This is a genomic window from Citrobacter sp. L55, from assembly GCF_002850715.1.
In the GTDB taxonomy this organism is placed as follows: Bacteria; Pseudomonadota; Gammaproteobacteria; order Enterobacterales; family Enterobacteriaceae; genus Citrobacter; species Citrobacter braakii.
This window is the reverse complement of sequence record NZ_KZ559399.1, coordinates 371,467-390,599: the sequence shown is the minus strand read 5'-3', so window position 1 is coordinate 390,599 and position 19,133 is coordinate 371,467. Positions and strand designations below refer to the sequence as shown.

Below are 19,133 nucleotides of genomic sequence, written 5' to 3'. Positions count from 1 at the left end.
CCGGCAAACGCTAAGATTAAGAGAACCAGCCGCCAAACCACTGGTGGAATTTCATCATCACGAAGTCCCACATGCGACTAAAGAATCCCCCCTCTTCCACGGCCTCCATCACCATCAGTGGACGCTGCTCGATGGATTTCCCGTTCAACTGGAAGTCGATAGTCCCCACAACCTGGCCTTTCTTCAGCGGCGCGGTTAACTGTGGTTCGGTCAGGGTAAAGCTGGCCTTCAGGTTTTTGAGCTGACCACGCGGGATAGTCACCGAGCCCGCTTCTCCGGCGCCCAAATTAACTTCACTCTTATCGCCAAACCAGACGCGCTGCGTCACGAAAGTGGCATCCGGTTTAATCGGCGTAACGGTTTCAAAGAAGCGGAAGCCCCAGGTCAGCAACTTTTCTGACTCATTAAAACGAATGCGGTCGGTTTTCGCCCCCAACACCACAGAGATCAGGCGCATATCCCCTTGGGTCGCGGAAGCAACCAGGTTGTATCCCGCCCCGGCCGTGGTACCGGTTTTCATACCGTCCACGTTCAGGTTGGTGCTCCACAACAAACGGTTGCGGTTCGGCTGGCGGATTTTATTAAAGGTAAATTCTTTCTCTTTGTGGATAGCGTACTCTTCCGGTACATCGTGGATTAGCGCCTTCCCGAGCAGGGCCATATCACGTGCGGTACTGAACTGTCCTGCCGCATCCAGGCCATGCACGGTCTGGAAAGTGGTATTGGTCAGCCCCAGTTTTTTCGCGTAGCCGTTCATCAGACCAATGAAGGATTCCTGGCTGCCGGCAACGTAATCAGCCAGTGCGATACAGGCATCGTTACCAGACTGGATGATAACGCCTTTGTTCAGATCGGACACTGCAACCTGATCGCCGGGCTTGAGGAACATAACAGACGAACCGCGCAGGGCCGGATTACCGGTCGCCCAGGCGTCTTTGCCCACGGTGACCATGTCGTTGAGGTTAATTTTCCCGGCCTTCAGCGCCTGACCGACTACATAGCTGGTCATGATCTTGGTCAGACTGGCAGGATCCAGTTTCTCATCAGCATTACCTTCCGCCAGTACCTTACCGCTGGCGTAATCCATTAGGATCCACGCGCGCGCGTCGACGCTCGGTGGGGCCGTTGGTTGCTCCGCCGCCTGTACGCTCGGCGCCAAAAGGATTAAGAGTGCAGAACCTGCAGCAAAGCTGCGAAGTGAAGAGAAGTATTGCGTCATAAATGCCACCCGAGTATCCATTCCAAAAAACCACGTCATACCACACCGTGTTTACACAAAACCAGCCAAGCGACCCTGGCCAACCCATGCAGAAAAGGTCTGATGGATGACGTGTAAAATAAGTGCGGTGAGTAATAACGCACTAACGAGCTTAAAGAAACCGTAAGTTGGTAAAGTTTTTAAAGTTTATGCAATAACACCGCGCTGCGCTGCTCCTGGCACGATTTTTTTAGACTTTGTTGCGTAAATATTAGGTTTACCCCACCATGTGGGCTAGTCAGATGGCATCTGCAGCCATAAAGCTGCTCAATTAATTTGCGGGGTTACTATGATTACACTGTGGGGTCGCAATAACTCGACCAACGTAAAAAAAGTATTGTGGACGCTCGAGGAACTGGAACTGCCGTATAACCAAATTCTGGCGGGCGGACAGCATGGCGGTAACCGCGATGCCGACTATCTGGCACTCAACCCGAACGGACTGGTCCCGCTACTACGTGATGATGAAACGGACGTTGTTCTCTGGGAATCCAATACCATTGTCCGCTATCTGGCAGCTCAGTACGGACAAAAGCGTTTGTGGATTGACGCCCCGGCCGCGCGCGCCGTCGGTGAAAAATGGATGGACTGGGCAAACCAGACGCTAAGTCCTGCGCATCGGGTTATCTTGTTTGGCCTGGTCAGAACCCCTGCCGAGAAACGCGACATGGCGGCAATCGAGGCGGGTAGTCAGGTGTGCGATAACCTGTTTGCCATTCTGGATAACGCGCTGGCGGACCAGCCATGGTTCTCCGGGGCTGAATTTGGCACTGCCGATATCGCCGTTGCGCCGTTTATCTATAACCTGTTCAACGTTGGCCTGAGCTGGACCCCGCGCCCACATCTGGAGAACTGGTATCAGCAACTGACCGAACGTCCGGCGTTTCAAAAAGTCGTGATGATCCCGGTCAGCTAACTAAATCAGGGACTCACTTTCAGTAATTCCCCGTCGGACTCGTCGGTTAGTACGTATAAGTACCCGTCTGGTCCGACGCGCACATCACGGATCCGTTGCCCTCTTTCCTGCAACAGACGCCCCTCTTCGGTGACGGCATTCCCTTTGACGCTCAGCACGATCACTTCTTTATCTTTCAACGCGCCAATGAACAACTTCTGCCGCCACTGTGGGAAGGTATCGCTATTATAAAAAGCCATTCCGCTGACCGCCGGTGACTTTTCCCAGTAAAAGATGGGTTGCTCTGTACCAGCAACAATTGGGCCTTTTGCTTCGGGAATTTTAAGACCACTGTAGTTAACGCCCCAGGTCGCAAGCGGCCAGCCGTAGTTTTTCCCTTTCTCCGGGATATTGATTTCATCGCCCCCGCGTGGGCCATGCTCATTGAGCCACAGCGTATCGCTCCAGGGATTCATCGCCATCCCCTGCGGGTTGCGGATACCATATGACCAAATCTCTGCCCGCGCTCCTGCCCTCTTCACAAACGGATTATCCGGCGGAATTTTTCCCTCATCGGTCAGTCGTACGACCTTGCCCTGCAGCTTATCCAGATCCTGTGCGGTAGAACGTTGATTGTTTTCACCAAGGCCAATAAACAGATAACCGTTGCCATCAAAAACCATACGTCCGCCAAAATGGTTTCCGCTGGAGAGCTTCGGCTGTTGGCGAAAAATGGTCTGGAACCCTTGCAGATGTTTGAGATCGTCGCTCAGTCGTCCGTAACCAACCGCTGTCCCGGCGTTACCTTCACCGTCAGCTTCAGCAAAGCTAAGCCACACCCGGCGGGATTGTTTAAAATCCGGTGCTAATGCCACATCAAGCAATCCCCCCTGACCATTCGCCCAGACTTTGGGAACGCCGGTCAGCGGGTCGGAAAGCCCCTTCCCTGACTGCCAAAGTCGAAGCTGGCCGCCTTTAAGCGTAATGAGCATACCGCGATTGTCGGGTAAAAACGCCAGCGACCACGGATGATCGAGTTTCGTTTGCAGCACTTCCACCTCTACCGCGACGGCATAAGAGGAAAATAGCGCGAGTGGGACAGCACAGAGAAAGAGTCGACGCATAACACCTCCTTAATGGCTCTGCATAAAGCGTAGCCAGCAAGGGGAATTATCCCGCCACATTTACATAATCTTAACGAAAAGGGGGAGCGCCCTCCCCCTGATTCAGACGTGTTCCAGCGTTGAATAAGATTGCAAACACTGGATACTTAGCGTCAGCGTTGTCAGGCAGTTTTCCAGTTTCTCTGCGTTAACGGCGATAAAAGTTGGACAATCGTGATGTCCACTCATAAGACAAACAGCGGCGGCGGCTAACGCCCCTTCAGCACGATGAAGGGCATTCCACTCTTCCTGATCAAGATGCATACCGTGAGGCTGTGATTGCTCGTGCAATTCGCGATTCAGTGCAAAAAAATTATCACGCAGACGATCGCTCTCGCTGACTGACATGTAGCCTTTCGCTTTTCTCAACAGCAGATAAGCGGCAAGTTCGACACGGGCGTTTATCAATTTGTTGAGAAGATCGGTTCTCAGTCTGTCAACAACCATACTTTGTTCCTCCTCTTTCCAACTATGGTGCAACTTAATAGTATGGTCATTTTTTGAACAAAGTCGTGTCCAGGATCAATCCATCACCGAAAATTAACACAATTTACAAATAATCTTTAATTCCACGCCGGGCGTGGCGACTGATGGTATGAGATTGCGATACAATTTTTATTCAGAACTCTGTAGAATCCGTGCCCTGAATATTCCAATAACTGAACAATTTTTACGCTATGAGCAATGTAACCCACCAGCCGAAAATCGGCTTTGTCTCCCTCGGCTGCCCGAAAAACCTCGTCGATTCTGAACGCATCCTGACCGAACTTCGTACCGAAGGCTATGATGTTGTGCCAAGCTACGACGACGCGGATATGGTTATCGTTAACACCTGTGGCTTTATCGACAGCGCGGTTCAGGAGTCGCTGGAAGCAATCGGCGAAGCGCTGAACGAAAACGGCAAGGTGATCGTCACCGGCTGTCTGGGCGCGAAAGTCGATCAGATCCGTGAAGTCCACCCGAAGGTGCTGGAAATCACCGGGCCGCATAGCTACGAACAGGTTCTGGAGCACGTTCACCACTATGTGCCCAAACCAAAGCACAACCCGTTCCTGAGTCTGGTTCCTGAACAGGGCGTCAAGCTCACTCCGCGTCATTATGCCTATCTGAAAATTTCTGAAGGCTGCAACCACCGCTGCACGTTCTGCATTATTCCGTCGATGCGTGGCGATCTGGTGAGCCGTCCGATTGGCGACGTCCTCAGCGAAGCCAAACGTCTGGTGGATGCGGGCGTGAAAGAGATACTGGTCATTTCTCAGGATACCTCCGCGTACGGCGTGGATGTGAAGCATCGCACCGGTTTCCATAACGGCGAGCCGGTCAAAACCAGCATGGTTGATCTGTGCGAGCAGTTATCAAAACTGGGGATCTGGACTCGTCTGCATTACGTCTATCCCTATCCGCACGTTGATGACGTGATCCCACTGATGGCGGAAGGGAAAATCCTGCCGTATCTGGACATCCCGCTACAACATGCCAGCCCGCGTATTCTTAAGCTTATGAAACGCCCAGGCTCCGTGGACAGACAACTTGCACGCATCAAACAGTGGCGTGAAATCTGCCCTGAACTGACGCTGCGCTCAACCTTCATTGTCGGTTTCCCAGGTGAAACGGAAGAAGACTTCCAGATGCTGCTCGACTTCCTGAAGGAAGCGCGTCTGGACCGCGTGGGCTGCTTTAAATACAGCCCGGTAGAAGGCGCTGGCGCCAATGACCTGCCGGACCAAATCCCGGAAGAGGTGAAAGAGGAACGCTGGAACCGCTTTATGCAATTGCAACAGCAAATCTCTGCTGAACGTTTGCAGGAGAAAGTGGGCCGCGAAATTCTGGTTATCGTTGATGAAGTTGACGAAGAAGGCGCGATTGGCCGCAGCATGGCTGACGCCCCGGAAATCGACGGCGCGGTATACCTGAATGGCGAAACCAAGGTGAAACCTGGCGATATCATTCGCGTGAAGGTCGAAAACGCTGATGAATACGATCTGTGGGGCACCCGCGTTTAAATAAGCGCAACCCAACAGTAGGCCGGATAAGCGTTACGTCTTATCCGGCCTGTGATTTATCCTTTAATTTTCGGGTCCAGCGCGTCGCGCAGACCATCTCCCAGTAAGTTAAACGCCAGTACCGTCAGGAATATCGCCACCGCCGGGAAAATCGCCACGTGCGGCGCGATAACCATATCAGCGCGGGCTTCATTGAGCATTGCCCCCCACTCCGGGGTCGGCGGCTGCGCGCCCAATCCCAGAAATGACAGGCTCGCGGCAGAGATAATCGACGTGCCAATACGCATGGTAAAAAAGACCACGATCGATGAAACCGTACCCGGCAAGATATGGTTGAAGATGATGGTCGCATCGCTGGCGCCGATACTGCGCGCGGATTCAATAAAGGTCTGCTGCTTTAGCACCAGCGTATTTGCGCGCACCAGCCGCGCGAAGGCCGGAATGGAGAAAATGGCCACGGCAATAATCACGTTTGCAATGCCGCTGCCCAGCACGGCGACCACGGCTATCGCCAGCAAAATGCCCGGAAAGGCGAACAGCACATCGCAGATACGCATAATCAGTCGATCCCACCAGCCTTCGTAGTATCCCGCCAGCAGACCCAGCACGGTGCCAATCGCCGCGCCAATAAATACGGCAAAGACCCCCGCCGCCAGCGAGATTTGCGCCCCCACCAGCACGCGGCTAAAAATATCCCGCCCCAGCGAGTCAACGCCGAACCAGTGCAGCATCGATGGTCCGTCATTCAGACGGTCATAATCGAAGTAATTCTCGGCATCAAATGGCGTTAACCAGCGAGCAAAAATCGCCACCATTATCAGCAGCAGGACAAATAACCCCGCTAACATCGCCATGCGCTGGCGACGGAAACGACGCCAGAATTCATGCCACGGCGTGCGTATCTGCTCAGGCTTAACAAGGGGCATCGCATTTAAAATCGCCTGTCGGCGCCAGTTAAAAAATCGCATCCTTACTTGTACCTGATAGCCGGATTAATGGCGGCATAGAGCACATCCACCACTAAGTTAATAAGAATAAACTCCAGAGAAAACAACAGCACCTCGGCCTGAATCACCGGGTAGTCGCGCATTTCGACTGAGTCCACCAACAGCCGCCCAAGCCCTGGCCAGTTAAACACCTTCTCAACGACAATTGAGCCGCCAAGCAAAAAGCCAAACTGTAGCCCCATCATGGTGACCACCGGGATCATCGCATTACGCAAACCATGTTTTAACACCACCCAGGTTTCACTCACCCCTTTGGCCCGCGCGGTACGCATATAGTCTTCACTGAGCACATCGACAAACGAAGCGCGGGTAAACCGGGCTAACACCGCAGCCACCGCCGCACCCAGGGTAATAGACGGGAGGATATAGTGCCGCCAGGTATCAGCGCCAACGGTGGGCAACCAGCCAAGCTCAACGGAGAATATCTGCATGAGCAGCATGCCGAGCGCAAACGCCGGGAAAGAGATCCCGGTGACGGCGAGCGTCATACTCAATCTGTCCGGCCAACGATTACGCCATACAGCAGCAATGATCCCTGCCGTCATGCCGAATAACACCGCCCACGCCATGCTGGCAATGGTCAGCCATAGCGATGGCATAAAACGACTGGCTATCTCTTCGGAGACCGGGCGACGAGAAACCATTGAGGTTCCAAAATCGCCTTGCAACACGTTAGTAATGTAATGCCAGAACTGAATATGCAGCGGCTGGTCCAGACCCAACTGCTGACGCACCAGTTCGATCACCTCAGCATCAGCCTCCGGTCCGGCAATCAGCCGGGCCGGATCGCCTGGTAGCAGGTGAACAAATAAAAATACCAGCACCGCTACGATCAACAGAGTTGGAATCAACCCCAGCAGGCGCTTGAAAACATAGTTAAGCATCACACTCCCTTCGCCGGCCCCTGCGTGGCGGGGCCGGATGAATAGCTTATTTTAAATCCGCATCATCAAAGCTAAATCCGGTATCCGGCATGATCCAGAACCCGGTCAATCTGGTGTTGTGCGCCGAAATCAGTTGTTCCACTACCAGTGGGATCCACGGCGACTCTTTCCAGATAATATCCTGCGCATCCTTGTACAGCTTCGCTTTCTGGGCCGGATCGTTGGTTTGCAACGCTGCCGCTAAATCACTGTCCACCTGCTTATTGCTGTAGAACGCCGTATTAAACAGCGTTGGCGGCCAGTTTTGAGATGCAAACAGCGGTGACAGCGCCCAGTCTGCTTCACCCGTAGAGGCAGACCAGCCGGTGTAGAACATGCGTACCCCGCTCTCTTTCTGCGCTTTACCTTCGACTTGCGCCGCGCGCTGACCGGCATCCATCGCCGTCACCTGAGCCTTAACGCCCACCTGCGCCAGTTGCTGCTGGGTAAATTGCAGCACTTTTTGCGCGGTACTATGGTTATGAGAAGACCATAGCGTGGTGGTAAAACCGTTCGGATAACCCGCTTCTTTCAGCAGTTCGCGCGCTTTTGCCGGGTCGTATGGCCATGGCGTATAGCTTTGCGCATAGGCGATCGACGGAGGGAGAACGCCGGTTGCTGGCGTCGCGTAACCGGCAAACGCCACTTTCACCAGCGCCTGACGGTTAATGGCATAATTCAGCGCTTCACGCACCTTCGGGTTATCGAACGGTTTTTGCGTGACGTTCATGCTGATGTAACGCTGCATAATAGACGGACTGGCCACCAGTTCCAGGTTTTTATTCTTCGCCAGTAGCGCCGCCTGCTCGTAAGGGATCGGGAAGGCAAACTGCGCTTCCCCGGTCTGCAGCATTGCCGCACGCGTGTTGTTGTCGGTCACCGGACGCCAGGTAATCGTATCCAGCTTTGGCAGCCCTTGCTGCCAGTAACCCGCGAACTTCTTAACCTTTACAAAATCCGTCTGATTCCAGGTCTCAAGCTGATACGGCCCGGTCCCCACGGGATGAAAACCGATCTCCTTGCCGTATTTCTCCAGCGCGGCGGGAGAGATCATCGCCGTAGCCGGGTGCGCCAGAATATTGATAAATGCAGAGAACGGCTGCTTCAGCGTTATCTTCACCGTCGACGGATCGACGACCTCGGTTTTATCGATATTCTTATACAGGTTGTAGCGTTTCAGATGGTTTTCCGGGTTGCTGGCCCGGTCGAGGTTAGCTTTAACCGCATCGGCGTTGAAGTCGGTGCCGTCCTGAAACTTCACGCCCTGTCGCAGCTTAAGGGTATAAGTCAGGCCATCATCAGAAACCGTATAACTCTCCGCCAGCACATTTTTCAGCTTCATCTCTTTATCAAGGCCAAACAGCCCCTGGTAAAACGACTTCGCTACCGCCTGCGACAACGTGTCGTTTGCGTCGTAGGGATCGAGGGTGGTGAAATTGGATCCTACCGCCACTACTACATCTTTGGCGGCCCAGCCAGGTGTGGCGGCCAGCGCAGAGGCCACTCCCACAGCAACCAGCCATTTTCGAGCAACAATTTTTGTCATGTTATTCTCCTTAAACCCTGCCTGCCTGTTATAAACGCGAAAGCGCATTTTCTGGTTGCGGACGCGCAACATAATGCCCCGGGCCAACTTGCTGTAGTGAAACGGGGGAAATCTCTTCACCGCGTTTGCGGATATTACTGGGGATATCATCCGACAGCAGCACGCGCTGGGGCCGGTGATGTGAGGGATCGGCGACCGGGACTGCCGCCATCAGTTTGCGGGTGTACGGATGCTGCGGATTTTCAAACACCGCGCGTCGGGTGCCGATCTCGACGATTTGCCCAAGATACATCACCGCCACCCGATGACTGATCCGCTCCACAACCGCCATATCGTGGGAAATAAACAGGTATGCAATCCCCATTTCTCGTTGGAGGTCGAGCAACAGGTTGATAATTTGCCCGCGAATTGAGACATCCAGCGCCGAGACTGACTCATCGGCAATAATCACCTTGGGATTGAGCGCCAGCGCCCGGGCAATACAGATCCGCTGACGCTGCCCACCGGAAAACTCATGCGGATAGCGCCAGGCATGCTCAGGGAGCAATCCTACGCGTTCCAGCAGCCATGCAACCCGTTTTGCCGCCGCATCGCCTTGCAGTAGCCCATGCACCCGCAGCGGTTCTAAAATGGAATATCCCACGGTCTGACGCGGATCGAGCGAAGCATAGGGGTCCTGGAAGATAAATTGAATATCCCGACGCAGCGGCTGTAGCTTACTGGCGGCCAGGGTATCAATACGCTGTCCGTTGAAAACAATCTCCCCGCGTTGAGACTCTACCAGACGTAGCAGCGCCCGACCGGTGGTGGATTTCCCGCAGCCTGACTCCCCCACCAGCGAGAGCGTCTCTCCGGGCCACAGGTCAAAGCTAACGTTTTCCACCGCATGCACCTCGCGGGTCACCCGATTAAGAATGCCGCTGCGCAGCGGAAAACGCGTCACCAGATTACGTACCTGCAAAATAGGCTCGCCTTCAACCACAGTATCCTGTTCAGTCTGTGGTTCTACATGGCTGGGATCGTGTAATGAAATGAGTGGAAACCGGCGCGGGTACGCTTGTCCGGTCATCGCCCCAAGCTGCGGCACGGCTGCCAGCAGCGCTTTGGTGTAAGGATGCTGGGGAGCGTGAAAAATCTGCTCAACGCTGCCGGTTTCTACCGCCTCGCCCTGATACATCACCAGCACGCGATCGGCAATATCCGCCACGACGCCCATATCGTGGGTAATAAAGATCACTCCCATCGACATATCCTGCTGCAGCACTTTTATCAGTTGCAGGATCTGTGCCTGAATAGTGACATCCAGCGCGGTAGTCGGCTCATCGGCAATTAAAACCGCAGGGCGACACGATAGCGCCATGGCGATCATTACCCGCTGGCGCATGCCGCCAGAAAGCTGGTGCGGATAGCGCGATAAAATAGCCTTCGCCTCGGGGATACGCACCTGGTCGAGCATCCGTTTCGCTTCCACCATCGCCTCTTCGTGGCTGGCCCCCTGATGCAAACGGATTGACTCAGCAATCTGCTCACCCACGGTAAATACCGGATTAAGCGATGTCATGGGCTCCTGGAAGATCATGGCGATATCTGCGCCACGCACGTGACGCATCCGCGACGCGCTCTGTTCACCCAGCTCAATAACCTGTCGGTTACGGCGTCGAAGGAGCATTTCATCGCAGCTCACCTCGCCGCCTGACTGTTCAATCAAACGCATCAGCGACAAGGCTGTTACCGACTTTCCTGAACCGGATTCACCCACTATCGCCAGCGTTTCACCACGCTTCAGGCGAAATGACAGATTACGCACCGCACTGATGCGCTGTTGCTCCTGTTCAAAGGCAATGTTCAGGTTGCTGACTGCCAGCACGTCGCAGGCGTCAAGCTCATCACTGTGTGGCAACGGTATCTCCTTTTTCCCGATAAATACCGGTGGTTGGCGTATCGCCTGCATATCCCCAGGCACGGTACATGCCTTCGCTGTTAAAGGGCAAGGCGACGTTGCCCTCGTGATCGACGGCAATTAAACCGCCGCTACCGCCGAGCGCCGGTAATTTTTCCATTACTACGCGTTCGCACGCCTCCGATAAACTCAGGCCGCCATAGTCCATCAACGCCGCAATGTCATAGGCCGCCAGCGCACGAATAAAGACTTCACCGGTTCCGGTGCAGGAAACGGCCACACTTGCGTTATTGGCATAACAGCCTGCGCCGACCAGCGGACTGTCACCTACCCGCCCCGGTAATTTGTTGGTCATTCCGCCGGTCGATGTTGCCGCCGCCAGATTGCCAAACATATCCAGCGCGACCGCACCCACGGTACCCATTTTGTTGTTTTCATCTAGCGGGGTCGCGCTATGATCCAGCACCGTTTCCCCCGCCGATTGCGCTGCCAGCAGTTGAGCGTAGCGTTCTGGCGTCGAGAAAATATCCGCCGAAACGCGCTCCATACCCTGCGCAATGGCAAAGTTTTCAGCCCCTTCACCTATCATCATGACGTGGGGGCTGTGCTCCATCACCAGGCGAGCCGCGAGAATTGGGTTGCGCAGATGGCTAACCCCGGCGACGGCTCCCGCGTTTAGCGTATTACCGTCCATCACACAGGCGTCCAGTTCATGGGTTTCATCACGGGTATACACCGCGCCAATTCCGGCATTAAACAACGGACACTCTTCCAACAAACGCACGGCTTCGGTGACCACATCCAGTGCGCTACGACCGTCTTCAAGCATCCGCTGGCCGGTTTCAACGATATCCGACAGCGCTTGTATATAACGCAATTCTTGCTCCTGGCTCAGTAACGCGCGGGTGATAGCCCCTGCGCCGCCGTGAATTGCAATGACTGCTTTACCCATTTTATTCGTCCATTAGGTGGCGGGTACCGGGGGGTTATAAATATCAGAATTTCGGTGACTTATTGATTCGATTTTTGAATATAGAAAGATGCAGACGTCATGTAAAGGTAAAGGCCTGCACCTCACACCCCGTCTCATCAGGTCATTCAGATGTGTTTAACGGAAAGGAGATCTCCCGACGTTGGTGCTAAATTATTCAAGCCGATCGGTAATCTGTTTTTTTGCATAAAACACAAAGCGTTCTACAGACGGCATATACGCTGCCCAGTTATGTTTGGTTAACCCCAGATATTCCGCACGCGCCGCTTGCAGCAAATCAGCATGCTCAGCGGGTAATTGCGGCAGAAGCCAGGATGCGGCCTCATCTTTAGCGACAATATTACCCGTAACCACGCTATACCAGATACGTGCCAGAGCAAGGATGATATTACGCTCGTCCCCCTCTAAATCAGCCGGTTTCTGCCACATCTCAAGGATATGCCGAAATGTTTGCAATACATCGCTAAACGGAATGACGTTAAATAACGTCTCAGCCGGCTCACCGAACAGCGGTACGCTGGCGCGCCGGGCCTGGGTCAGCAGAATAGAAAGATCAGCATCCACCATTGCCGGTTCAAACACGCCAGCACGAATATCATCACGCAACCATTCGCCAAACTGCATTTCTCTCGCCGGTGGGAATCGCCACGGCACGATCTGCGAGTGCAGAACCACGGTCACTTCCAGCGCACGATATGGCCCGGAGGTGCCGGGAGGCGCTGAAATGGTCAGCAAATCCTGCATCAGTTTTTTTCTTTGTCGGGCATTTATTGGTTCACGCAGGGTGACCAATAAATCAATGTCGCTTTGGGGTTTTAAGCCGCCTTCAACCGCAGAGCCATACAAATGAAGGGCAATGAGATTCCCCTCGAAAATCTGGCGGATGCACGCACTGGCGGCCTCCACCTGTCGTCGAATTGCGTCTGGAATAATATTAGCCATTTAGCCCCCAGGGAAAAATGAGCGGAAATATTGAGTCTATACTGCATTCTTCCTGCAGCGCTATCCTTGGCACAAAACCTTTACCAGATCTGATTCTAAGCCTGAGGTAGCATACTGCCCGCGTCCATTTTCTGACATAATGAGCAGATTCGATTTTGCCCCGCAGGAGTCTTCTCATGGAATTTACCGCCGGACTGATGCCGCTTGAAACGGCTCTCTCTCAGATGCTTTCGCGTATTACCCCGCTCACCGCCGTCGAAACGCTGCCGCTGGTTCAATGCTTTGGCCGCATTCTGGCCACCGACGTTGTCTCCCCCATTGATGTACCGGGATTCGATAACTCGGCAATGGATGGCTATGCGGTACGATTAGCCGATTTACAATCTGATCAGCCGCTTGCTGTGGCGGGTAAAGCCTTTGCCGGTCAGCCTTTCCATGGCGAGTGGCCTGCGGGAACCTGCATCCGTATTATGACCGGCGCCCCGGTACCTGCTGGTTGTGAAGCGGTGGTGATGCAGGAGCAAACGGAACAAACTGACGACGGGGTGCGTTTTACCGCCGAAGTCCGCCGCGGGCAAAATATTCGTCTGCGCGGTGAAGATATTGCAAACGGCGCGGTGGTGTTTCCCGCCGGGACTCGCCTGACAACCGCCGAGCTTCCCGTTCTGGCTTCGCTCGGTGTTGCCGATGCTCCCGTTGTGCGCAAAGTCCGCGTGGCGCTGTTCTCCACCGGTGATGAACTGCAGTTACCAGGTCAGCCGCTGGGAGACGGGCAGATTTATGACACTAACCGTCTGACCGTTCACCTGATGCTGCAACAGTTGGGCTGCGAAGTGATCAACCTGGGGATTATTCGCGACGATCCCAACGCGCTGCGTGCCGCGTTTATCGAAGCCGACAGCCAGGCCGATGTCGTCATCAGCTCCGGCGGCGTTTCAGTAGGCGAAGCGGATTACACTAAAACTATTCTGGAAGAGCTGGGAGAAATTGCCTTCTGGAAGCTGGCCATCAAACCGGGCAAACCGTTCGCGTTTGGCAAACTGAGCAACAGCTGGTTTTGCGGTCTGCCGGGTAATCCAGTGTCTGCGGCCCTCACCTTCTATCAACTGGTACAACCGCTCCTGGCGAAACTCAGCGGCAACACCGCCTGTGGACTGCCGCCTCGCCAGCGCGTGCGCACCGCCTCACGCCTGAAGAAAACACCTGGCCGTCTGGATTTTCAGCGCGGCGTATTGCAGCGTACCGCTGAAGGCGAACTGGAAGTCACCACGACCGGGCACCAGGGCTCGCATATTTTTAGCTCTTTTAGCCAGGGTAACTGTTTTATCGTGCTGGAGCGCGATCGCGGTAACGTCGAAGCCGGCGAATGGGTTGAGGTCGAGCCGTTTAACGCACTGTTTGGAGGCCTGTAATGGCAGAACTCAGCGACCAGGAGATGATGCGCTATAACCGGCAAATCATTCTGCGCGGCTTCGATTTCGAAGGTCAGGAAGCGCTCAAGGACGCGCGGGTACTGGTCGTTGGTGTGGGGGGACTGGGATGCGCAGCAACTCAGTACCTTGCAGGCGCTGGCGTCGGGCATTTAACCTTGCTCGACTTTGACACAGTCTCCGTGTCGAACCTCCAGCGCCAGACGCTGCACAGCGATGCGACCGTTGGACAGCCAAAAGTGCTATCCGCCCGCGACGCACTGGCGCGGATTAACCCTTATATCGCCATTACGCCGGTGAATGCGCTGCTGGACGAGAGCGAGATTCACGCACTTATCGCCGAACACGATTTGGTGCTGGACTGTACGGATAATGTCAGCATCCGCAATCAGTTGAATGCCGGATGCTTCGCCGCCAGGATTCCGCTGGTTTCCGGTGCGGCAATTCGCATGGAAGGACAAATTACCGTATTTACCTACCAGGAAGGAGAGCCCTGCTACCGTTGCCTGAGCCGTCTGTTCGGTGAAAACGCCCTGACCTGCGTAGAGGCCGGAGTGATGGCCCCGCTGATCGGCGTGATCGGCTCGTTACAGGCGATGGAAGCCATTAAGCTGCTGGCTAACTACGGTAAACCGGCGTCAGGAAAAATCGTCATGTACGACGCCATGACCTGCCAGTTTCGCGAAATGAAGCTGATGCGCAATCCCACCTGTGAGGTCTGCGGGAGTTAGCAGAGAAATCGTCGGCACCACACTATTGCCAGAGGGCGATGCTAACGCCTCCTGTCTGGCCTACAACAGCGCATTGTGTAGGCCGGATAAGGTGTCAGCCGCCATCCGGCAAAACAGACTTACAGAGAAGTGCGTCCAAATGCGCTCTGCCAGTCGTGCTCGAACTTCGCTACGGCAGCATCAACGGCCGGAGAGCTAATCATCTGCTGAGCGACATCCAGCGGCAGCGTGATGGACTCGCAGCCTGCCAGCAGGCAATCCAGCGCCTGACGCGGCGTTTTAAAACTGGCGGCCAGTACTTTGGCGTGCGGGGCATGCATTTTCAGTAAGGTCTGCAGATCGGTCACCGTCTGAATGCCGTCCCCCCCCTGCGCATCCACACGGTTAACGTATGGCGCAACGTATTCGGCCCCCGCAAGCGCAGCTAATAGCCCTTGAGCAGCGCCGTATACCGCGGTACCCAACGTCGGGATCCCCTCTTCTTTCAGCAATTTAATGGCCGTCAGACCTTCTGCCGTGACCGGCACTTTGACCACGATATCCGCAATGATTGCCCGCAGCTTACGCGCATCGCTGACCATGCCTTCGGCGGTGGTCGCCATTACCTGAGCAAACAGGCGTCCTTGCCCTCCCATCGCTTCCTGCAGTTGCGGCAGTAACACGTCCAGCGTCTGCTTACCTGCCGCCACAATGCTTGGGTTAGTGGTCACCCCTGCCAGCGGAAAAACACGCGCCAGAGCTTTTACCGCGTCAACGTCAGACGTATCTAAATAGAGTTCCATAACCTTTCCTCAAACGAATAATTAGCATGAATAAAAGGTAGCACGGCGAAACCTCACGGTTAGTTGACGTACGTCAATATAACTTTCATTCGAAAGTAATTTAATCTTCATACGAAAGACGAGAGGCCGCTTATGATTTTCAATATCCAGCGCTATTCCACACATGATGGTCCCGGTATCCGTACCGTGGTGTTCCTTAAGGGATGCTCACTGGGCTGTCGGTGGTGCCAGAATCCGGAAAGCCGCGCCCGCACGCAGGATATGCTCTATGACGCGCGTTTGTGCCTCGACGGTTGCGATCTCTGTGCTCAGGCCGCACCGAAGGTGATTGAACGCGCGCTGAGCGGATTGCTGATTCATCGCGAAAAACTGACCGATGATGCGCTCACAGCGCTGACCCACTGCTGTCCAACCCAGGCGCTGACCGTCTGCGGAGAGGAAAAAAGCGTGGACGACATCATGGCGACCGTAGTGCGTGATAAACCGTTTTACGATCGCAGCGGCGGGGGCCTCACCCTGTCTGGCGGTGAACCCTTTATGCAGCCAGAACTGGCGGCAGCGCTGCTCAAAGCCAGCCACGATGCAGGTATTCATACAGCGGTTGAAACCTGTCTGCATGTCCCGTGGAAGTATATTGAACCGTCATTACCTGACGTCGACCTGTTCCTGGCCGATTTAAAACATGTCGCCGACGCGCCGTTTAAACAGTGGACCGATGGCAGCGCCTCTCGCGTACTGGAAAATCTGAAAAAACTGGCCGCCGCCGGTAAAAGAATGGTTATCCGCGTCCCCCTGATTCAGGGGTTCAACGCTGACGAAGCCGCTATTCAGGCCATTACCGACTTTGCTGCCGACGAGCTTCACGTCGATGAGATCCATTTTTTGCCCTACCACACGCTGGGCATCAACAAATACCACTTACTCAGTCAACCCTACAACGCACCGGATAAACCGCTTGATGCGCCTGCGCTGCTCGAATTTGCCCAGCAGTACGCCAGCCTGAAAGGTTTAACCGCGACCCTACGAGGATAATCGCCATGACTACTCTGAAACTGGACACACTCAGCGACCGTATCAAAGCGCATAAAACGGCCCTGATCCACATCGTGAAGCCGCCGGTTTGTACCGAGCGCGCCCAGCACTATACCGAGATGTATCAACAGCATCTGGATAAACCTATCCCGGTTCGCCGCGCGCTGGCGCTGGCCCATCATCTGGCGGAACGCACCATCTGGATCAAGCATGACGAACTGATCATTGGTAACCAGGCAAGCGAAGTGCGTGCCGCGCCAATCTTCCCGGAATACACCGTGTCGTGGATTGAAAAAGAGATCGATGACCTCGCCGACAGGCCGGGCGCGGGCTTTGCGGTAAGCGAAGAGAACAAACGCGTGTTGCACGAGGTGTGTCCATGGTGGCGTGGTCAGACCGTGCAGGATCGCTGCTACGGGATGTTTACGGACGAGCAGAAAGGGCTGCTGGAAACCGGCATTATCAAAGCCGAAGGTAACATGACCTCCGGTGACGCACACCTGGCGGTAAACTTCCCGCTGCTGCTGGAAAAAGGTCTCGACGGCCTGCGCCACAAAGTTGATGAACGTCGTTCCCGCATCAATCTGACATGTCTGGAAGACCTCCATGGCGATCAGTTTCTGAAAGCGATTGATATCGTGCTGGAGGCCGTCAGTCTGCACATTGAGCGCTTTGCCACGCTGGCACGTAAAATGGCGGCCACGGAAACTCGCGCCAGTCGTCGTGATGAACTGCTGACCATGGCGGACAACTGCGATGTGATCGCCCATGAGCCGCCAAAAACGTTCTGGCAGGCGCTGCAGTTGTGCTATTTCATCCAGTTGATCCTGCAAATTGAATCAAATGGTCACTCAGTGTCGTTTGGTCGCATGGATCAGTACCTCTATCCGTTCTACCGTCGTGACGTAGAACTGAACCAAAGCCTCGATCGTGAGCACGCCATTGAGCTGCTGCACAGCTGCTGGCTGAAACTGCTGGAAGTGAACAAAATCCGCTCCGGCTCCCATTCGAAAGCCTCGGCGGGTAGCCCGCTGTATCAGAACGTGACCATTGGTGGCCAAAACCTGGTTAACGGTCAGGCAATGGATGCCGTCAATCCGCTCTCCTACGCTATTCTGGAATCCTGCGGTCGCCTGCGTTCTACTCAGCCAAACCTGAGCGTGCGTTATCATGCAGGGATGAGTAATGATTTCCTGGATGCCTGTGTACAGGTGATCCGCTGCGGCTTCGGGATGCCTGCCTTTAATAACGACGAAATCGTCATACCTGAATTCATTAAGCTTGGCATTGAACCGCAGGACGCCTATGACTATGCGGCCATTGGTTGCATCGAAACCGCTGTTGGCGGCAAATGGGGCTACCGCTGTACCGGTATGAGCTTTATTAACTTTGCCCGCGTGATGCTGGCAGCGCTGGAAGGTGGTCGCGATGCCACCAGCGGTAAAGTATTTCTGCCACAGGAAAAAGCGCTCTCGGCTGGTAACTTCAACAATTTCGACGAAGTGATGGATGCCTGGGATGCGCAGATTCGCTACTACACGCGTAAATCTATCGAAATTGAGTATGTTGTCGACACCATGCTGGAAGAGAACGTACACGATATTCTGTGCTCTGCGCTGGTAGATGACTGTATTGAACGCGCGAAAAGCATTAAGCAAGGCGGCGCGAAATACGACTGGGTATCGGGTTTGCAGGTGGGTATTGCCAACCTCGGCAATAGCCTGGCTGCGGTGAAGAAACTGGTCTTTGAACAAGGCGCTATCGGTCAGCAGCAACTGGCCGCCGCGCTGGCCGACGATTTTGACGGTCTGAGCCACGAACAATTACGCCAGCGGCTGATCAACGGCGCACCGAAATACGGTAACGATGACGATAGCGTTGATACGCTGCTGGCTCGTGCTTATCAGACCTATATCAATGAGTTGAAACAGTATCATAATCCGCGTTATGGACGTGGCCCGGTTGGCGGCAATTACTACGCGGGTACCTCATCGATCTCCGCAAACGTACCGTTTGGCGCGGCAACGATGGCCACACCGGATGGTCGTAAGGCGCACACTCCGCTGGCAGAAGGCGCAAGCCCGGCTTCCGGAACGGACCATCTCGGCCCAACAGCGGTAATTGGCTCGGTGGGTAAACTGCCGACCGGTTCAATCCTCGGCGGCGTGTTGTTAAACCAGAAGCTGAACCCGGCCACGCTGGAGAATGAATCCGATAAGAAAAAGCTGATGATCCTGCTGCGTACCTTCTTTGAGGAGCACAAAGGCTGGCATATTCAATACAACATTGTCTCCCGTGAAACGCTGCTGGAAGCCAAAAAGCACCCGGATCAGTATCGTGACCTGGTGGTCCGTGTAGCAGGTTATTCGGCCTTCTTCACCGCGCTGTCTCCAGATGCGCAGGACGATATCATCGCACGTACTGAACATATGCTGTAATCCCCCTTACCCGGCGGCATTTCGCTTGCCGGGTATTCTTCTTTCGAATGAAATAAATTTGTGCTTTAGCTCACATTGTTATTAAAATGTTT

General features: G+C 54.5%; 16 protein-coding genes. 6 read left to right on the top strand and 10 right to left on the bottom strand.

Features of this window, described 5'->3' with window-relative positions; genetic code table 11:
- Nucleotides 1-16: 16 nt before the first annotated feature.
- Nucleotides 17-1,219: a serine-type D-Ala-D-Ala carboxypeptidase gene (dacC, locus tag B9P82_RS01895; protein ID WP_016156089.1), complete on the bottom strand. Its 1,203-nt coding sequence runs from the start codon at nucleotides 1,217-1,219 to the stop codon at nucleotides 17-19.
- 328 nt (nucleotides 1,220-1,547) lie between these two features.
- Between dacC and B9P82_RS01890 the strand changes: the two genes are divergently transcribed.
- A complete protein-coding gene (locus tag B9P82_RS01890; protein ID WP_016156088.1) occupies nucleotides 1,548-2,174 on the top strand; it encodes a glutathione S-transferase family protein in 627 nt (208 codons plus the stop codon).
- Nucleotides 2,175-2,179: 5 nt separating this feature from the next.
- Here the strand turns inward: B9P82_RS01890 and B9P82_RS01885 are convergent, their stop codons facing one another.
- Complete coding sequence (locus B9P82_RS01885) at nucleotides 2,180-3,277, bottom strand: PQQ-dependent sugar dehydrogenase (protein ID WP_047415284.1); 1,098 nt, start codon at nucleotides 3,275-3,277, stop codon at nucleotides 2,180-2,182.
- Between the two features lie 102 nt (nucleotides 3,278-3,379).
- Nucleotides 3,380-3,763, bottom strand: a complete 384-nt coding sequence (bssR, locus tag B9P82_RS01880) for a biofilm formation regulator BssR (protein ID WP_046274655.1) — start codon at nucleotides 3,761-3,763, stop codon at nucleotides 3,380-3,382.
- A 230-nt stretch (nucleotides 3,764-3,993) separates the two neighbouring features.
- Here bssR and rimO point away from each other — a divergent pair, with 230 nt between their 5' ends.
- Nucleotides 3,994-5,319 (top strand): 30S ribosomal protein S12 methylthiotransferase RimO, encoded by a 1,326-nt coding sequence (gene rimO, locus B9P82_RS01875; protein ID WP_016152393.1) that lies wholly within the window; start codon nucleotides 3,994-3,996, stop codon nucleotides 5,317-5,319.
- A 56-nt stretch (nucleotides 5,320-5,375) separates the two neighbouring features.
- On the opposite strand, the gene gsiD is transcribed toward rimO, so the two are convergent.
- The 6 genes from gsiD to B9P82_RS01845 form a co-directional block, all read right to left on the bottom strand.
- Nucleotides 5,376-6,287 (bottom strand): glutathione ABC transporter permease GsiD, encoded by a 912-nt coding sequence (gene gsiD / locus B9P82_RS01870; protein ID WP_047359421.1) that lies wholly within the window; start codon nucleotides 6,285-6,287, stop codon nucleotides 5,376-5,378.
- 2 nt (nucleotides 6,288-6,289) lie between these two features.
- Nucleotides 6,290-7,210 (bottom strand): glutathione ABC transporter permease GsiC, encoded by a 921-nt coding sequence (gsiC, locus tag B9P82_RS01865; RefSeq protein ID WP_016152391.1) that lies wholly within the window; start codon nucleotides 7,208-7,210, stop codon nucleotides 6,290-6,292.
- A 46-nt stretch (nucleotides 7,211-7,256) separates the two neighbouring features.
- Nucleotides 7,257-8,795 carry a glutathione ABC transporter substrate-binding protein GsiB gene (gene gsiB / locus B9P82_RS01860; RefSeq protein ID WP_046274653.1) on the bottom strand — a complete coding sequence of 513 codons (1,539 nt, stop codon included), beginning with the start codon at nucleotides 8,793-8,795 and terminating at the stop codon, nucleotides 7,257-7,259.
- A gap of 28 nt (nucleotides 8,796-8,823) precedes the next feature.
- Entirely contained in the window at nucleotides 8,824-10,695 is a 1,872-nt protein-coding gene (gene gsiA / locus B9P82_RS01855; RefSeq protein WP_047415279.1) for a glutathione ABC transporter ATP-binding protein GsiA, read from the bottom strand.
- A complete protein-coding gene (iaaA, locus tag B9P82_RS01850; protein WP_016156081.1) occupies nucleotides 10,682-11,647 on the bottom strand; it encodes a beta-aspartyl-peptidase in 966 nt (321 codons plus the stop codon). The genes gsiA and iaaA overlap by 14 nt, the downstream gene beginning before the upstream one ends.
- A gap of 192 nt (nucleotides 11,648-11,839) precedes the next feature.
- Nucleotides 11,840-12,628, bottom strand: coding sequence for an aminoglycoside adenylyltransferase family protein (locus B9P82_RS01845; protein ID WP_101699866.1), 789 nt, complete (start codon nucleotides 12,626-12,628; stop codon nucleotides 11,840-11,842).
- Between the two features lie 176 nt (nucleotides 12,629-12,804).
- Between B9P82_RS01845 and moeA the strand changes: the two genes are divergently transcribed.
- Together moeA and moeB are read left to right on the top strand one after the other, a co-directional pair.
- A complete protein-coding gene (moeA, locus tag B9P82_RS01835; protein ID WP_019076362.1) occupies nucleotides 12,805-14,040 on the top strand; it encodes a molybdopterin molybdotransferase MoeA in 1,236 nt (411 codons plus the stop codon).
- Nucleotides 14,040-14,789, top strand: coding sequence for a molybdopterin-synthase adenylyltransferase MoeB (gene moeB, locus B9P82_RS01830; RefSeq protein WP_101699864.1), 750 nt, complete (start codon nucleotides 14,040-14,042; stop codon nucleotides 14,787-14,789). Before moeA ends, moeB begins: the two co-directional genes overlap by 1 nt.
- 119 nt (nucleotides 14,790-14,908) lie before the next feature.
- Here moeB and fsa read toward each other — a convergent pair whose 3' ends face one another.
- Nucleotides 14,909-15,571 carry a fructose-6-phosphate aldolase gene (gene fsa, locus B9P82_RS01825; protein WP_019076360.1) on the bottom strand — a complete coding sequence of 221 codons (663 nt, stop codon included), beginning with the start codon at nucleotides 15,569-15,571 and terminating at the stop codon, nucleotides 14,909-14,911.
- Between the two features lie 132 nt (nucleotides 15,572-15,703).
- Between fsa and B9P82_RS01820 the strand changes: the two genes are divergently transcribed.
- Both B9P82_RS01820 and B9P82_RS01815 read left to right on the top strand, forming a co-directional pair.
- Nucleotides 15,704-16,603: a glycyl-radical enzyme activating protein gene (locus B9P82_RS01820; RefSeq protein WP_101699863.1), complete on the top strand. Its 900-nt coding sequence runs from the start codon at nucleotides 15,704-15,706 to the stop codon at nucleotides 16,601-16,603.
- A 5-nt stretch (nucleotides 16,604-16,608) separates the two neighbouring features.
- Complete coding sequence (locus B9P82_RS01815) at nucleotides 16,609-19,041, top strand: glycyl radical protein (protein WP_101699862.1); 2,433 nt, start codon at nucleotides 16,609-16,611, stop codon at nucleotides 19,039-19,041.
- The last annotated feature ends 92 nt before the right edge of the window (nucleotides 19,042-19,133 follow it).

What these genes read in the sequence shown, in the direction of transcription:
- B9P82_RS01885 (WP_047415284.1), bottom strand. Translation starts at nt 3,277, where the DNA reads ATGCGTCGACTCTTTCTCTGTGCTGTCCCACTCGCGCTATTTTCCTCT.
- gsiC (WP_016152391.1), bottom strand. Translation starts at nt 7,210, where the DNA reads ATGCTTAACTATGTTTTCAAGCGCCTGCTGGGGTTGATTCCAACTCTG.
- moeA (WP_019076362.1), top strand. Translation starts at nt 12,805, where the DNA reads ATGGAATTTACCGCCGGACTGATGCCGCTTGAAACGGCTCTCTCTCAG.
- iaaA (WP_016156081.1), bottom strand. Translation starts at nt 11,647, where the DNA reads ATGGGTAAAGCAGTCATTGCAATTCACGGCGGCGCAGGGGCTATCACC.
- bssR (WP_046274655.1), bottom strand. Translation starts at nt 3,763, where the DNA reads ATGGTTGTTGACAGACTGAGAACCGATCTTCTCAACAAATTGATAAAC.
- B9P82_RS01815 (WP_101699862.1), top strand. Translation starts at nt 16,609, where the DNA reads ATGACTACTCTGAAACTGGACACACTCAGCGACCGTATCAAAGCGCAT.
- B9P82_RS01820 (WP_101699863.1), top strand. Translation starts at nt 15,704, where the DNA reads ATGATTTTCAATATCCAGCGCTATTCCACACATGATGGTCCCGGTATC.
- rimO (WP_016152393.1), top strand. Translation starts at nt 3,994, where the DNA reads ATGAGCAATGTAACCCACCAGCCGAAAATCGGCTTTGTCTCCCTCGGC.
- moeB (WP_101699864.1), top strand. Translation starts at nt 14,040, where the DNA reads ATGGCAGAACTCAGCGACCAGGAGATGATGCGCTATAACCGGCAAATC.
- B9P82_RS01845 (WP_101699866.1), bottom strand. Translation starts at nt 12,628, where the DNA reads ATGGCTAATATTATTCCAGACGCAATTCGACGACAGGTGGAGGCCGCC.
- dacC (WP_016156089.1), bottom strand. Translation starts at nt 1,219, where the DNA reads ATGACGCAATACTTCTCTTCACTTCGCAGCTTTGCTGCAGGTTCTGCA.
- B9P82_RS01890 (WP_016156088.1), top strand. Translation starts at nt 1,548, where the DNA reads ATGATTACACTGTGGGGTCGCAATAACTCGACCAACGTAAAAAAAGTA.
- gsiD (WP_047359421.1), bottom strand. Translation starts at nt 6,287, where the DNA reads ATGCGATTTTTTAACTGGCGCCGACAGGCGATTTTAAATGCGATGCCC.
- gsiB (WP_046274653.1), bottom strand. Translation starts at nt 8,795, where the DNA reads ATGACAAAAATTGTTGCTCGAAAATGGCTGGTTGCTGTGGGAGTGGCC.
- fsa (WP_019076360.1), bottom strand. Translation starts at nt 15,571, where the DNA reads ATGGAACTCTATTTAGATACGTCTGACGTTGACGCGGTAAAAGCTCTG.